Origin of the sequence: Campylobacter anatolicus (assembly GCF_018145655.1) — a bacterium.
Lineage (GTDB): Bacteria > Campylobacterota > Campylobacteria > Campylobacterales > Campylobacteraceae > Campylobacter_A > Campylobacter_A anatolicus.
This window is the reverse complement of record NZ_JAGSSY010000001.1, coordinates 577396-590911: the sequence shown is the minus strand read 5'-3', so window position 1 is coordinate 590911 and position 13516 is coordinate 577396. Positions and strand designations below refer to the sequence as shown.

22 protein-coding genes and 1 pseudogene are annotated in these 13516 nt (G+C 36.2%); 14 read left to right on the top strand and 9 right to left on the bottom strand.

From position 1 onward, the window contains the following. The first annotated feature begins 9 nt into the window (after positions 1-9). The 12 genes and pseudogenes from infA to KDE13_RS09510 all read left to right on the top strand — a co-directional run. Positions 10-228, top strand: a complete 219-nt coding sequence (gene infA / locus KDE13_RS02985; RefSeq protein ID WP_009649712.1) for a translation initiation factor IF-1 — start codon at positions 10-12, stop codon at positions 226-228. A gap of 209 nt (positions 229-437) precedes the next feature. Next, a complete protein-coding gene (gene rpmJ / locus KDE13_RS02980) occupies positions 438-551 on the top strand; it encodes a 50S ribosomal protein L36 (protein ID WP_002941545.1) in 114 nt (37 codons plus the stop codon). Positions 552-554: 3 nt separating this feature from the next. After that, entirely contained in the window at positions 555-923 is a 369-nt protein-coding gene (gene rpsM / locus KDE13_RS02975) for a 30S ribosomal protein S13 (RefSeq protein ID WP_212139893.1), read from the top strand. Positions 924-935: 12 nt separating this feature from the next. Next, entirely contained in the window at positions 936-1328 is a 393-nt protein-coding gene (rpsK, locus tag KDE13_RS02970; RefSeq protein WP_212139894.1) for a 30S ribosomal protein S11, read from the top strand. A gap of 25 nt (positions 1329-1353) precedes the next feature. Next, positions 1354-1980, top strand: coding sequence for a 30S ribosomal protein S4 (gene rpsD / locus KDE13_RS02965; RefSeq protein WP_212139895.1), 627 nt, complete (start codon positions 1354-1356; stop codon positions 1978-1980). A 14-nt stretch (positions 1981-1994) separates the two neighbouring features. Further along, positions 1995-3005: a DNA-directed RNA polymerase subunit alpha gene (locus KDE13_RS02960; RefSeq protein WP_212139896.1), complete on the top strand. Its 1011-nt coding sequence runs from the start codon at positions 1995-1997 to the stop codon at positions 3003-3005. Positions 3006-3017: 12 nt separating this feature from the next. Further along, positions 3018-3374, top strand: coding sequence for a 50S ribosomal protein L17 (rplQ, locus tag KDE13_RS02955; protein WP_212139897.1), 357 nt, complete (start codon positions 3018-3020; stop codon positions 3372-3374). Between the two features lie 107 nt (positions 3375-3481). Beyond that, positions 3482-3985: a YbaK/EbsC family protein gene (locus KDE13_RS02950; RefSeq protein WP_212142806.1), complete on the top strand. Its 504-nt coding sequence runs from the start codon at positions 3482-3484 to the stop codon at positions 3983-3985. A gap of 55 nt (positions 3986-4040) precedes the next feature. After that, positions 4041-4316 (top strand): NifU family protein, encoded by a 276-nt coding sequence (locus KDE13_RS02945; RefSeq protein ID WP_212139899.1) that lies wholly within the window; start codon positions 4041-4043, stop codon positions 4314-4316. A 46-nt stretch (positions 4317-4362) separates the two neighbouring features. Then, positions 4363-4851, top strand: a complete 489-nt coding sequence (locus KDE13_RS02940; protein WP_212140509.1) for a histidine kinase — start codon at positions 4363-4365, stop codon at positions 4849-4851. Next, positions 4835-6130 (top strand): UDP-N-acetylmuramoyl-L-alanyl-D-glutamate--2,6-diaminopimelate ligase, encoded by a 1296-nt coding sequence (locus KDE13_RS02935; protein WP_212142805.1) that lies wholly within the window; start codon positions 4835-4837, stop codon positions 6128-6130. The genes KDE13_RS02940 and KDE13_RS02935 overlap by 17 nt, the downstream gene beginning before the upstream one ends. Before the next feature lie 193 nt (positions 6131-6323). Next, positions 6324-6601 (top strand): annotated as a pseudogene (locus KDE13_RS09510) (IS607 family transposase); the annotation flags it as partial. Between the two features lie 131 nt (positions 6602-6732). Here the strand turns inward: KDE13_RS09510 and KDE13_RS02930 are convergent. After that, a complete protein-coding gene (locus KDE13_RS02930; RefSeq protein ID WP_212142804.1) occupies positions 6733-7191 on the bottom strand; it encodes a hypothetical protein in 459 nt (152 codons plus the stop codon). 129 nt (positions 7192-7320) lie between these two features. On the opposite strand from KDE13_RS02930, the gene KDE13_RS02925 reads away from it, so the two are divergent. Further along, positions 7321-8085 carry a phage tail tape measure protein gene (locus tag KDE13_RS02925; protein WP_212142803.1) on the top strand — a complete coding sequence of 255 codons (765 nt, stop codon included), beginning with the start codon at positions 7321-7323 and terminating at the stop codon, positions 8083-8085. 132 nt (positions 8086-8217) lie between these two features. Here KDE13_RS02925 and KDE13_RS02920 read toward each other — a convergent pair whose 3' ends face one another. The 3 genes from KDE13_RS02920 to KDE13_RS02910 all read right to left on the bottom strand — a co-directional run bounded on the left by KDE13_RS02920 (position 8218) and on the right by KDE13_RS02910 (position 9559). After that, complete coding sequence (locus tag KDE13_RS02920; RefSeq protein WP_324612656.1) at positions 8218-8394, bottom strand: excalibur calcium-binding domain-containing protein; 177 nt, start codon at positions 8392-8394, stop codon at positions 8218-8220. Between the two features lie 516 nt (positions 8395-8910). Then, on the bottom strand, positions 8911-9381 hold the full coding sequence (locus KDE13_RS02915) for a molybdate transport repressor (protein WP_212142802.1): 471 nt from the start codon (positions 9379-9381) through the stop codon (positions 8911-8913). 4 nt (positions 9382-9385) lie between these two features. Further along, entirely contained in the window at positions 9386-9559 is a 174-nt protein-coding gene (locus KDE13_RS02910) for a helix-turn-helix domain-containing protein (RefSeq protein WP_212139907.1), read from the bottom strand. A gap of 173 nt (positions 9560-9732) precedes the next feature. On the opposite strand from KDE13_RS02910, the gene KDE13_RS02905 reads away from it, so the two are divergent. Next, complete coding sequence (locus KDE13_RS02905; protein WP_212139909.1) at positions 9733-10377, top strand: ferritin family protein; 645 nt, start codon at positions 9733-9735, stop codon at positions 10375-10377. Positions 10378-10515: 138 nt separating this feature from the next. Here the strand turns inward: KDE13_RS02905 and KDE13_RS02900 are convergent, their stop codons facing one another. The 5 genes from KDE13_RS02900 to traT form a co-directional block, all read right to left on the bottom strand. Continuing rightward, complete coding sequence (locus tag KDE13_RS02900) at positions 10516-10962, bottom strand: MarR family winged helix-turn-helix transcriptional regulator (RefSeq protein WP_212142801.1); 447 nt, start codon at positions 10960-10962, stop codon at positions 10516-10518. 126 nt (positions 10963-11088) lie between these two features. Then, positions 11089-11634: a glutathione peroxidase gene (locus tag KDE13_RS02895; protein WP_212142800.1), complete on the bottom strand. Its 546-nt coding sequence runs from the start codon at positions 11632-11634 to the stop codon at positions 11089-11091. Between the two features lie 52 nt (positions 11635-11686). Beyond that, positions 11687-11998, bottom strand: a complete 312-nt coding sequence (locus KDE13_RS09800) for a rubredoxin (RefSeq protein WP_411508623.1) — start codon at positions 11996-11998, stop codon at positions 11687-11689. 5 nt (positions 11999-12003) lie between these two features. Next, positions 12004-12705: an MBL fold metallo-hydrolase gene (locus KDE13_RS02885; RefSeq protein ID WP_212142799.1), complete on the bottom strand. Its 702-nt coding sequence runs from the start codon at positions 12703-12705 to the stop codon at positions 12004-12006. Between the two features lie 217 nt (positions 12706-12922). Next, positions 12923-13498, bottom strand: a complete 576-nt coding sequence (gene traT / locus KDE13_RS02880; protein WP_212142798.1) for a complement resistance protein TraT — start codon at positions 13496-13498, stop codon at positions 12923-12925. Between the last annotated feature and the right edge of the window lie 18 nt (positions 13499-13516).

Here is a 13516-nt window from a genome sequence, read left to right as displayed (position 1 = left end):
GGAATATTAGTGGCAAAAGATGATGTTATAGAGATAGATGGTAATGTAGTTGAGGCTCTGCCAAATGCTACATTTAAGGTTGAGCTTGATAATAAACACGTGATACTCTGTCATATTGCAGGTAAGATGAGAATGCACTATATAAAGATAATGCCAGGAGACCGTGTCAAAGTGGAGTTAACGCCATATAGTCTTGATAAGGGTCGTATTACATATAGGTATAAATAAATTTGGCTGATAAAATGGCTGTTGTACGAAAGCAAATTTTGTACTAAGTAAATTTAAAGCTTGATTTGGGTAAAATCCAAGCTTTGCAACAAGCTGTAGGAAGAATTATTTTCAAAGTTCCCCACTTTATTTTGAAAATAGTTGGTTTAAATTTATTCTTTAAACCTATGCAGCCTCTAAAAAGTGGAATAAATTTTTAGGAGACTAAGATGAAAGTTCGTCCTTCTGTAAAGAAGATGTGTGACAAGTGCAAGATTGTCAAACGTAGCGGTATCATTCGTGTTATCTGCGAGAATCCAAAACATAAGCAAAGACAAGGATAAGGCATGGCACGTATTGCAGGTGTAGATTTACCAAATAAAAAGAGAATAGAGTATGGGCTAACATACATCTATGGTATAGGTCTTTACAAATCACGTCAAATTCTTGACGCTGCTGGTATCTCATATGATAAAAGAGTATATGAGCTAAGTGAAGATGAGGCTGCGGCTATTCGCAAGGAGATCCAAGAGCATCACGTAGTTGAGGGCGATCTTAGAAAGCAAGTTGCTATGGATATAAAAGCACTTATGGATTTAGGTTCATATCGTGGTCTTCGCCATAGAAAAGGTCTGCCAGTTCGTGGTCAAAAGACAAAGACAAACGCTAGAACCCGCAAAGGCAAGCGTAAAACTGTCGGTGCAGCAACGAAGTAGTAAGGATAGACAATGGCAAAAAGAAAAATCGTTAAGAAAAAAGTTGTTAAAAAAAGTATAGCCAAAGGTATCGTATATATAAGTGCAACGTTTAACAATACAATGGTAACAGTTACCGATGAAATGGGGAATGCTATTGCGTGGAGTAGTGCTGGTGGTCTTGGATTTAAAGGTAGTAAAAAATCAACTCCTTATGCAGCTCAACAAGCCGTAGAAGATGCACTAAGCAAAGCAAAAGAGCATGGTATAAAAGAGGTTGGCATAAAAGTTCAAGGTCCAGGTAGCGGACGCGAGACAGCAGTTAAGAGCGTAGGAGCAGTAGAGGGCATTAAAGTAACTTTCTTTAAAGATATAACTCCACTTGCACATAATGGTTGCAGACCACCAAAACGCCGCCGCGTCTAAGATATAGAAATTAGGAGAAATTATTATGGCTAGATATAGAGGACCTGTTGAAAAATTAGAAAGACGTCTTGGTGTTTCTCTTGCTCTTAAAGGCGAGAGAAGATTAGCTGGTAAGAGTGCGTTAGATAAACGCCCGTATGCTCCAGGACAACACGGACAAAGAAGAGCAAAAATAAGCGAGTATGGTTTACAACTTCGCGAGAAGCAAAAAGCTAAATTTATGTATGGTATTAGTGAGAAGCAGTTTAGACATCTATTTGCTGAAGCAGCACGTAGAGAGGGCAATACTGGTGCATTGCTAGTTCAACTACTAGAGCAAAGACTTGATAACGTAGTTTATAGAATGGGGTTTGCAACAACTCGCCGTTTTGCACGTCAGCTTGTAACTCACGGGCACATTCTTGTAAATGGTAAGAGAGTAGATATCCCATCTTACAGAGTTGAGCCAGGACAAAAGATAGAGATTGCCGAAAAATCAAAAAATAACCCACAGATCATCCGTGCGATAGAGCTAACAGCACAAACAGGTATCGTCGGCTGGGTTGATGTTGAAAAAGATAAAAAATTTGGAATTTTCACTAGAAACCCAGAGAGAGAAGAGGTTGTCATTCCAGTAGAGGAAAGATTTATAGTAGAGCTTTACTCAAAATAATAGAGGGTATAACGATGAGAAAAATTACTACATCAGCTTATATGCCGACAGAAATTTTAGTGCAGAGCATTAGCGAAAATGTAGCTCGTATAACAGCATATCCATTTGAGACTGGTTATGCTGTAACCCTAGCACACCCGCTACGCAGACTACTTTATACAAGTACAGTTGGTTTTGCACCAACTGGTGTGAAGATAGAGGGTGTTAGCCACGAATTTGATAGTATGCGTGGCATGCTAGAAGATGTTGCATTTTTTATTATAAATTTAAAAAAGATTCGTTTTAAGCTTAAAAATGATAGTGAACGTGAGGTTATTGAGTATAGTTTTAAAGGACCAAAAGAGATAACAGGTGCAGATTTAAATAATGATATAGTCCAGATTGTTAATCCTGATGCATATCTTGCTACTATAAATGAAGATGCTGAGCTTAAATTTTCAGTTATCATTCAAAAAGGCATTGGATATGTGCCTAGCGAAGAGATACGTGAAGAGATTGAAGATGATTATATCGCACTTGATGCGTTTTTTACGCCCGTTAAAAAAGCAGTATATGACATTGAAAATGTCTTGGTTGAAGACAATCCAGACTATGAAAAGATCGTATTTACTATAACTACTGACGGACAGGTTGGTCCAATTGAGGCATTTAAACATTGTCTCGAGGCGATGTATCAGCAGATGTCAGTATTTAAGGGTGTTTTAGATATAGATGTAAATGCACCTATAGCTAGTACAAGCACAAATAGTGAGTATTCAAAGCTTTTGGCTAGTGTAGAGGAGCTAAATTTAAGTGCAAGGAGCTTTAACTGTCTTGATAAGGCGGAGATTAGATTTATTGGTGAATTGGCACTTATGGATGAAAACGAGTTAAAAGAGCTTAAAAATCTTGGCAAAAAATCTCTTGAAGAGATAAAAGCTGTTATGGAAGAAATCGGCTATCCAGTTGGTGGCGATGTGTTAAAGGACAGCAAAGATCAGCTTAAGAAAAAAATAGCTGAACTAAAATCGCAAATGGATGCATAAAAAGGACAATAAATGAGACATAAACACGGATATCGCAAACTTGGTAGAACGTCATCTCATCGCTCTGCATTGCTTAAAAATTTAGCAATTGCAATCATTAAAAGCGAGAAGATAGAGACGACTTTGCCAAAGGCAAAAGAGCTTAGAGGTTACGTTGAAAAGCTTATTACAAGAGCAAGAAAGGGCGACTTTAATGCCCACAGAGCAGTTTTTGCTGCTTTGCAAGACAAAGAGAGTACAAACAAGCTAGTTACTCAGATCGCACCTAAATTTAAAGAACGCAATGGCGGATATACAAGAATAGTCAAAACTCGTATCCGTCGCGGTGATGCTGCAGAAATGGCCTATATCGAGCTAGTTAGCGAATAATATTTAGAGAGCTTAGGCTCTCTGCTCCTTCTTCTTAAAACTCTTTTTAAATTTTTATTTTTTAAATTTTTGCTGTATAATTTTTCAAATTAAATTTAAGGTGATATATGTCAGAACAAATCTTTAATAAGATAAATATGATGTTAACTCAGCATTGTGCTAGATTTCGTGTTATAAATCACGAAGCTGCAGGGACTTCACAGAGCGTGGCTGCCTTACGTGGCACACATGTAGGACAGGGTGCAAAAGCTTTAGTTTGCACTATTAAAGGTGTACAAAAAGACATAGTAAAACAAAAAATTCATATTTTAGCCGTTTTACCAGCTGATTATAGAGCTGATTTAAATGCACTTTGTGATGAGCTTGGTGGCTTAAAAGCATCTTTGTCAAGTCCGTCAGAGGTGAGCGAATTTACTGATTGTGTTATCGGTTCGGTACCGCCATTTAGTTTTCACGATGAGTTAAAACTCGTTTGTGATCCATATCTTTTTGAGCGTTTTGAAGAGATCGCTTTTAACGCAGGATTGCTTGATCGCTCTATTGTTTTAAATGCAAGTGATTACGCTCGTATCGCTAAGCCGAATTTAATAAAATTTGCAATAAAAAATTAAAATTTAAATATTAATTTCACGAAAAATAGTATAATAAAAACAAAAAAGGATAAAAATGATACCATTTAGTGATGATGAGCTTTTAAAGCCTATTGCTTTAAGCTTACAAAAAGTTCTTCCTATGCTTGAAAATGACGGTGGTGGTATGGAGTTGCTCGGCATTAAAAATGGTAAAGTATATCTGCGTCTTACTGGACATTGCCATGGATGTGCGGCGAGTGGAGCGACATTAAAATACGGCATCGAACGCCAACTTCGCATCGATATACACCCAGAGCTTGAGGTAATAAATATCCCGCTCGGAGAAGAATTTGACATCGATAGAATATAAAAGACTTGGCATAAAAAATTTTAAAAAAGCAAAATTTAATGACGCGATGCTATATTTTTCACTTGCCTACGAGAGCAGTAAAGATCGAAATTTGCTATTTTTCATACAGATTTGCTCTCTCGCACAGGATAGTCCAGAAGAGGCAAGAACGCTCTTTGAATATTTTTTAAACAAGGATAAATTCGGCGAAATAGATACAAATTTGGATGAAATTTTAGAGATTTTGGAGTCTAAGTTTTATATAGATACCGAGATTGAAGAGCAAGATGCTATAAGTTATGAGGATTTTAAGCGTGCCGTTGCGCACGAGGGTAGTTTTAAACGCGTGTTTGAAAATATTATGTTTTCAACTAGAGTTATGATCTCAAAAAAGGATGATTTTTTAGAATTTTTGCAAGATTTGATAAAAAATAACTTCCTTGAAATGAGTATGAACTATTTAGAGAGTGCAGCTGTAATGTTTAGCGGTGATGAGCGGATAGATATGCTTTTAAAAGAGATACAAAAGAGACGTAGCGATGAAAATTTACATTGAAAATGGCTTTGTGACTGATAACTCAAACGAGTGTGAGAACGGTTGTTTATTCATAAAAATGTCGGCAAATTCTGCATTTTGGGAAGTGGCTCGTGAGCGTGGTGCAAGGCTTATTAGTATTGATGAGTGTAAAAAGATCTTAAATATTGACGAAAATATAAAGATAGTAGGCATAACTGGAACAAATGGCAAGACAACGACCGCTGCTGCGATATGCTCGGCACTTTTAAATTTAGGCTTTGGCTGTGGGCTTAGCGGAACTCGTGGAGCATTTATAAATGGCAAACGCATCGATGAAAAGGCTCTTACGACCAGTCCTATTTTGCAGACTCTTGGGTATTTAAAAGTAGCAAGTGAGCAAAAATGCAAATTTTTCATTATGGAGGTTAGCTCTCACGCAATCGCACAAAATCGCATAGAAGGGCTTAAGTTTGCCCTTAAAATTTTTACAAATTTAACGCAAGATCATCTTGATTATCACAAAAGCATGGATGAGTATGCCCGTGTAAAATCAAGCTTTTTTAGTGATGAAGGCTTAAAACTCATAAATATTGATGATAATGGTGGGCTAAAATTTAACGCCAAGAACGCTTATACGTATTCGCTTAGCAAATACGCGACTTTTACACCTATTGCTTATGGACTTAAAGGTGGTATAGATGCGGTTGTAAAGACGCCAAATGGAGATGTGGAGCTTAGCTCATCGCTTCAAGGTGAGTTTAATCTATATAATCTCATAGCTACTATCGCCGCGATAAAGTTACTTACAAACGCTTCAAATAGCGATATATCCACAGCTATTAGTGAGTTTAGTGGTGTGGCTGGACGCGTTGAAGTCGTTAGTGGAGACCCACTTGTGATAGTAGATTTTGCACATACGCCTGATGGTATTGAAAAAGTGCTAAATGCTTTGCGACATTTAAATTTGGTCGTTGTTTTTGGTGCAGGTGGTGATAGAGATAACACGAAGCGTCCTAAAATGGGAGCTATTGCACAGCGTTATGCGAATTTTTGTATAGTAACGAGCGATAATCCACGCAGTGAAGAGCCAGAGACGATTATAGATGAAATTTGTGCTGGTATGGATATAAATAAGAGCGTGGTACGTGAGGTTGACCGCAAAAAGGCTATAGAGCTTGGATTAAGCAAGGTGCGTGAACTTGGGGCTGGTGCGGCACTTGTAATACTGGGTAAAGGGGATGAAGAGTATCAAGAAATCAAAGGCGTAAAATACCCATTTAGCGATAAAAATATCGTTGAAGCTTGTCTTTTTTCCTGATATTTCGTTTAATTTTTAGCATTGCTATATATATATTTCCTTATTGAACTCATATAACTTTTTATATATTTATGTTGACCTTAAAACTTAGAATTTGTTATACTTGCATTTATTAATAAATTACTATACTATCTAACAAGTCCAGTAAAGCACTCGGAGTTAGCATTTAGACGCCTATAAACTGAGATAAGATGGTCTATTAAAGCCAGACGAGTTTACTCGTGGCAGCGAGCGTAGATATAAGCTTGAGACTTAAAACATTAACCACAATATTATCTTTCGCATTGATGATTTAAAAGCAATCGCTTATGTACGTGTAAGCTCTTACGACCTAGAATAAATTACTATAAAAAAGATCTAACAAAGCTTAAATTTAATCCTAGATAGCAAAGTAAAAGGCTTGTGCTTACACACAAAGATAGACTTTTAAGATTTGGAGCAGAGCTTGTTTTTTTCAATATGCGAGCCAAATGCAACAAAGCCAGTCGCTAATGGTCTTAAAGAGACGCAGGTGGATTTTTCAAATTTAGACAATTTATGCATAAGAGTGCGGAGTAATTACTTAGGGAGTGATTATGGTCTGTATTGGTTTGCAATAGGGCTTAAAAATCCCTATTTAGCACTTTGTCATTATAAAACATACTAAAAATAAGTGCTATCACGCAGCAGACAAATAAAGCTAAAAGTAGATCTGATATAAAGTAAAATGCTAAAAACCACGCTCCAAATAGTAAAATAGTAAAAATATCTGTCCTATCGTGACTTTTAAACAGCAAAAACAGAGCAAACAGAGCAAACAAAGCAAACAAGCAAAGGCTAAATACAGGGTATCTCTGCACCAAAAACGCAAAAAACATTACACCAAAAAGCAAGATAGCAACACCAATTAATCCGCCAAATATCGCTAAAAAGCTAACGCCTTTAAATTTAAAAAACGCTATCACAACTAAAAGCAAAGCTATATACCAAAACTCATAAGCCAAAGCAAGGATACAAAAAGCCAAAATAGTCATAAAAATATAGCTAAACCCAAGTATTAAGCCGGTCAATATACCATTCATTTTAGCTCCCTTGTATTTAAACTCGCTTAAATTTTAATACAATAAAATAAAAACGGACTTAATATAATAAACCTAGCAAAGCGATAGTTAAAGACTTCGCGATTGTAAAAAAACTAAGGAGCTAAGCAGATGGCAAGAAAAGCAACTTTAACATTTGGTATGGACTTAAGCGACTTTAACAAAGCGATGGCGGCTATAAATAGACAGAGTAAAGACTTAAGCCAAAACCTACAAAACACCATCCCAACAGCAATAAAAGCGTATAAAAAAGGTGCAATTGAGTTAAAAGATAGTATAAAAAAAGCCGTCAGCACAAAGCTAGAGCTAGATATGTCAAAGGCAAAAGAGCAGATCGCAAATTTAAAAGGCGAGATAATAGCTGCCGTTGGTAGCGTGGCGGTATTGTCAGCCCCAATAAAATCAGCGATGGATTTTGAAAGTGCAATGGCAGACGTTAAAAAGGTTGTGGATTTTGATAGCACTGAAGAGTTAAAGGCGTTTTCAAACGAGCTAATTAAAATGAGTACAACTATCCCTATGAGTGCAGAAGGATTAACCCAGATAAGTGCTGCAGGAGCTCAAATGGGAATATCTAAAAATGAGCTTATGAAATTTACAGACCTTGCAGCCAAAACAGCAGTAGCCTTTGATGTAACGGCCCAGATGGCAGGTGATAGTATAGGCGATATAAAAAATATACTAAGTTTAAGCATAGATGAGACAGGTGAATTAATGGATGCTATAAATCACCTATCAAACAAAAATGCCGCCAAAGCAAAAGAGATAGTAGAGGTAATGAAGGAAATATCAGGCATAGGTAAACAAGTCGGCATCACAAAAGAGCAGACAGCCGCTCTTGCTACGTCCTTTATAGCACTTGGTAAAACACCATAAACCGCCGCAAGTGCTAGCGAGGCACTACTAAAAACGCTAAACAATATCACATCCGCCACGCCAACGGCACGAGAGGCCTGCCCTCAAGCCCAAAAGCCAAACAAAACGACACTAAAAGTAGATATAAAATTTTCATTTTTTCTTTCTGTCTTTACACACGTTTTCGCACGGCACACCATCGCCATCTCGATCAAAACTTGAGCGGTTGCAGTTGTTAAGATAGTGATACGCCTCTGCACAGCTAGCCATCTGCTTACAATACCTCTTGGAGCAGTCATATTTTTCTGCTCCAAATACTGCTAATGCCACAAACTATATGATAGATGTTTAGTTTAAGGAGTAAAAATTCTTATTTTTTACGAAAAAATGAGAAAGGATTTTTGATTACAATAAATTTAAAGCTAATATCGCACAAAGTGATGATAGCGGTTTTCATATCTCATTTTTAGTTACTAGCCTACTATTTGAAGTAACCTTGCTTAGATTAAAGTAAATTTGGCGACAAATCTCCTGCTATAAATATCGCAAGTAGCTTAATAGTTGGAAAATATAGCAAACTTATACTATTTCGTATTTTACCCATTTATACCAAATCTTCTGAGGCATTTTCATCTTTTTTTATAGCGCTTGATGATCTAGTTTGCAACCATGCGACAAACATCAGCGACCATTGGTAGACTTTTGGCACCAAATAGCAAAATATTCGTAGATATAAATATTATGAGTATTGTATTTGACGTTTTTGGCAGTGGATTTTAATATATTTGTTAAAGAGTCGAAGGTATAAAAATACTAAAATGCCAGGTAAAGTAAAGTCTTCTAGTTTCAGTTCTTTTTATTAGCTTGTTTTTGCAAAGCGTCCATTAAAATAGTTGAAAGTTCATACTTATTAAGCTCGTATTTATCAAGTATCACAGCATCTCTTTCGCCAAGTGGCTGTATAAGCCCATCGACTAGATCTCTATCAAGGCGATTCTTCTTAAACTCAACCAGCAAAACTTCAGCATTTTTCTTTTTATCTATTAGTTTTATGCTGATTTTTTCGATATCATTAAATTTAAACTTCGCACTCTTGCTACCTTTTTGCACGATAAATCCATCATCAATAACTTGCAAAAAGCTAACTTGAAAAATTTTCTTAACACAAAAAGCAACGCACAACACACCAACGATCATAGCAAATATCGCGGAGTTACCAAGCTCATAATAAAAGCTACCTATAAAACCAGCGACAAAAAGTAGCGTAGCAAATATCGCCCCACTTTTTGCACCCTTTTTATCTTCAAAAATTTGCATTTTACTACTTTAGTGCGTAAAAGCATCTCTTTGGAGATATGACCTCGCCACTATCTTTTAGCTGTTTTATCGCTTTTTCAACCACTGCTTTATCCGCATTTATCGCCACTGCGATCTCACCTGTCTTCATAGGTTCACCTTTTGATAAAAGTGTTACGATCTGTGCTTTTATATCCATTTTGTCTCTCCATTGTAAATTTTGTATATTCTATAAAAAAATACTTTAAATTTCTTTATTATTATCAAAATAAAACTTTTTATGATACAACAAAGCTTATTATCAATAATTTTTATTATTTATATTTTATCAAAATTTAGGTATAATTGATAAAATTTTATAAAGGAGCAATGATGAGACAATATGAAACATACAAGTGCAAAAAGTGTGGCAATGTAGTAGAGGTGCAAAATGTAGGCGGCGGTACTTTAAGCTGTTGTGGCGAGGATATGGAGTGCGTTACAAGCGATCTTACGGCAGTAAATTTAATGAAAGCCTTTGCTGGCGAGTCTATGGCTCGTAATAAATACGAACTTTACGGCGATCTTGCACGTGAGGCAGGATACCACGCTATCGCAAAGCATTTTTACGAAGCAGCAGAGAATGAAAAATGGCATGCAAGAGCAGAGTTTAAGGCCTATCACGAATTAATGAACGATCCTATTGATAAGATGGATAAAAATCTGCTTGATGCAGCGGCTGGAGAGAACTATGAGCATACAACTATGTATCCAGACTTTGCAAAGATCGCCACTAATGAGGATAAAAAGGCTATCGCACGGCTATTTAATGCTATCGCAAAGGTTGAAGTAGAGCATGAACGTGAGTATTTAGAACTCAAAAAGATACTTGATGAAGATGGATTTTTTGAAGGAGATGATGATGAAGTGTGGGTTTGTGAGGTGTGCGGACACGTCCATCGTGGTAAAAAAGCCCCAAGTGCCTGTCCACTTTGTAAAGCACCAAAGGAGTATTTTAAACGCGAGTTTTTAGGATAATCTTTTAAATACTACTTCTTGCGAGCGATTGTTTTTAGCTTTTCGCTCGTTTTTTTACAAAAATTTAAAATCATTTGAAATATTTTTATCTTTAAAATTTTACATTTAATCCGTAAAAATATCTAAATTTTATCAATTTTACCTTTTATGAGATGGACTTATCTTGCCTATTAGTCCATAAAGTAGCTCATAAAGTTGCTTTGCGTTTTTCTCATCATAACAAACGCAAGCACTCATCTTATCAGGGACTAAGGCTGCTTTATCGTGTAGGTTCTTACCATTTTTAGTCAGCGAGATAATCACATTTCGTTCATCATAACTAGCTCTATTTCGCTCTATAAAACCCTTCTCTTCTAACTTTTTTAAAAGCGGAGTAAGAGTACCTGAATCAAGATAGAGCATCTCACCAAGATCTTTTACACTCATTTGTTCATGCTCCCATAAAACTATCATCGCGATATACTGCGTGTATGTGAGATCTATCTCGTCTAAAAATGGTCTATAAAGTTTTGTGATCTCTTTTGATGCGACATAAAGTGGAAAACAAAGCTGGTTTTTTAGTCTAAGCTTATCGTCTATCTTCATCTTGTTCCTTTAAATTTCACACTATTTTAGCAAAATTTCCCACTCTTTGCATAAGCTTAGCCTCATTTCATTAGCATTTTTTAGATATTACTAATTTTGATTTGAGACTTTTACTTAGTTATAGATTTAAAGTAGTGTTTTTAAGCACTCTTCTATCTTATCGGCTCCTGCCGTTGACTCAAATCTCGCTACTACCTTACCGTCTTTGTCTAGTAAAAATTTAGTAAAATTCCGCTTTATATCGGGATTTTTCTCATATTCGCTGTCTACTTTTCTAAGCATATCATCTAATACAGCAAAATGCTTGTGATCTTTGTCAAACCCACCAAAGCCCTTTTGGCTCTTTAAAAATTTAAACACTTCAGCTGCATTTTTACCATTTACCTCTATCTTTGCAAACTGCGGAAACTTCACGCCAAATTTCATCTGACAAAACTCGCTTATCTCCTCGTCGCTGCCTGGTGTTTGATGCCCAAACTGATCGCACGGAAAATCAAGTATTATAAAGCCTCTATCCTTATAGGTTTCATAAAGTCTTTCTAGTTCATTATATTGTGGGGTAAATCCACAACCAGTCGCAGAGTTAATCACTAAAATAACTTTACCCTTATACTCGCTAAGACTTACCATCTCACCCTTTTTGTCCTTTACATTTATGTCATAAAAACTCATCTTTTTCTCCTTGTTTTATATTAAATTTTATGGACTAAGTTTAGCCCATTGCTTACGCTTTACTAAATTTATCCTGCCCTGAAGCACAGTTTGGGCAGTGCCACTCATCAGGCAAGTCTTCAAACTTTGTCCCGGGTGCTATGCCATGCTCTGGATCGCCAAGCTTAGGGTCATAGATATATCCACATACCGAGCAGATATATCTGCCAGTTGGTGCATCATAGATAAAGTCGGCATTTTTTATAAACTCATTTTTAGGCGGATTATCAAGATCTACTATCTTTTTAGCCTCTAAATTCTCATATCCAAGTGGTGTATGAGTTGAGAGATACACACATGGGTGCTCTTTGATAAACTCACGCAAAGTATTTAAGTCTTTCTAGCCTCATTTATATCTTCATAAAAATCAGATAAGCGGTTTGCATAAAGTGCCTCATCTGTGTAGGTTACATCTCCTTGAAATATATAAAATATCCCATCTAATTCAGCCACGGCTATGCTATTACCCATCGTATGTCCGACAGCTGGTAGCATACGTATACCAGGTGCTATGATCTCGGATTTCTCGTAGTTATAATACGTCCCACTAGTAAAATCAACCGGTATCAAGTTCTTACAACCTTTTAGCTCATTTGATTCACACTCAACGCGAGAGGCATAGACTTTTGCATTTGGAAAGCTATTCACTTCGCCAGTATGGTCTATGTGTTTGTGCGTGATGATGATCTTAGTAATCTGCTCTGGCTTATAACCAAGCTTGGCTAATCCATCTATATAGTCATTTATTTTTTTGCCAGTATATATCATAGTCTTCTCATCTTGTATCGGCACTGGAAAATTCCGCGGAAAGCCTGTATCTATAAGGATCACATCATCACCTGTATCTATGAGATAGTTTTGCAAACCTGAACGATACAATACGTTGTTATCGTGCCTGTCTGGACCATCTTCGCCACCAAATGCAAAGCCTTGCTTCATATAGCCATTTTCAGCGAATTTTATCGTTTTTATCTGCATTTTACCCTTATATTTTGCGAGTTGCTCTGGTTTAAATTTAGTCAAAGTTTCCATTGTCTGTCTCCTTGTATAAAATTAAATTGTATGCAATTTTATAGTAAAACATTATATTTGTCAATAGTTTTTTCTAAAAATTATGTGGTTTATTGAAAAATTTAAATTCATAAGGTTTTAATTTGCAACTTTGATAATCAGTTTACAGTCTAATATACTCTACTGTGCTTAAAAATAAAATATCTAGCGAGATGAAAATTGGTAATGCTGACTTATGCTAATAGAAGAAATTTAAGATCTGTGTAGCTATTTTATCTTCAATAAATGGCATTATATAACTTGGCGAGTAGGTATTGCGACCACTTTGGATACTTAATATCGTGCTTTGTTCTCGCTCTTTTGTGCGTATCATCACGCTTACATTTGCCTTATATATGTAGCTGTTTGTGCGATGGTCATAAAAGTCATCAGCTCCAAATATCGTCCCAACGCCGATACCATAGCCACTTCCAAAACTACCAAACCCATAACCTAAATTTAAAAACACATTTGGGTCTTTAACTTCAAGGCGTTGTAGTGACATTAGATCACCAAGTATCACGATACTAGCTGTGTTCATATCGTTTGCAAGTATGTAGCCTCGATTTATAAATTTAGTCTTTACGGAGTTTTCAAGTGTGTTAATAGCACCTGATGAATTTTTGAAATTTATAAATATAGTTGTATTTGTATCTTGCGTGGTAACAAATATCGGCACAGAGCTTTGCGTATAAAGGCTCGGTGTGGAGCTTGTCGCACAACCTGACAAAAACAGTACAAATGCAAAAATGCATAAATTTATAAGCTTTTTCATAACCTTATCCTTTAAATT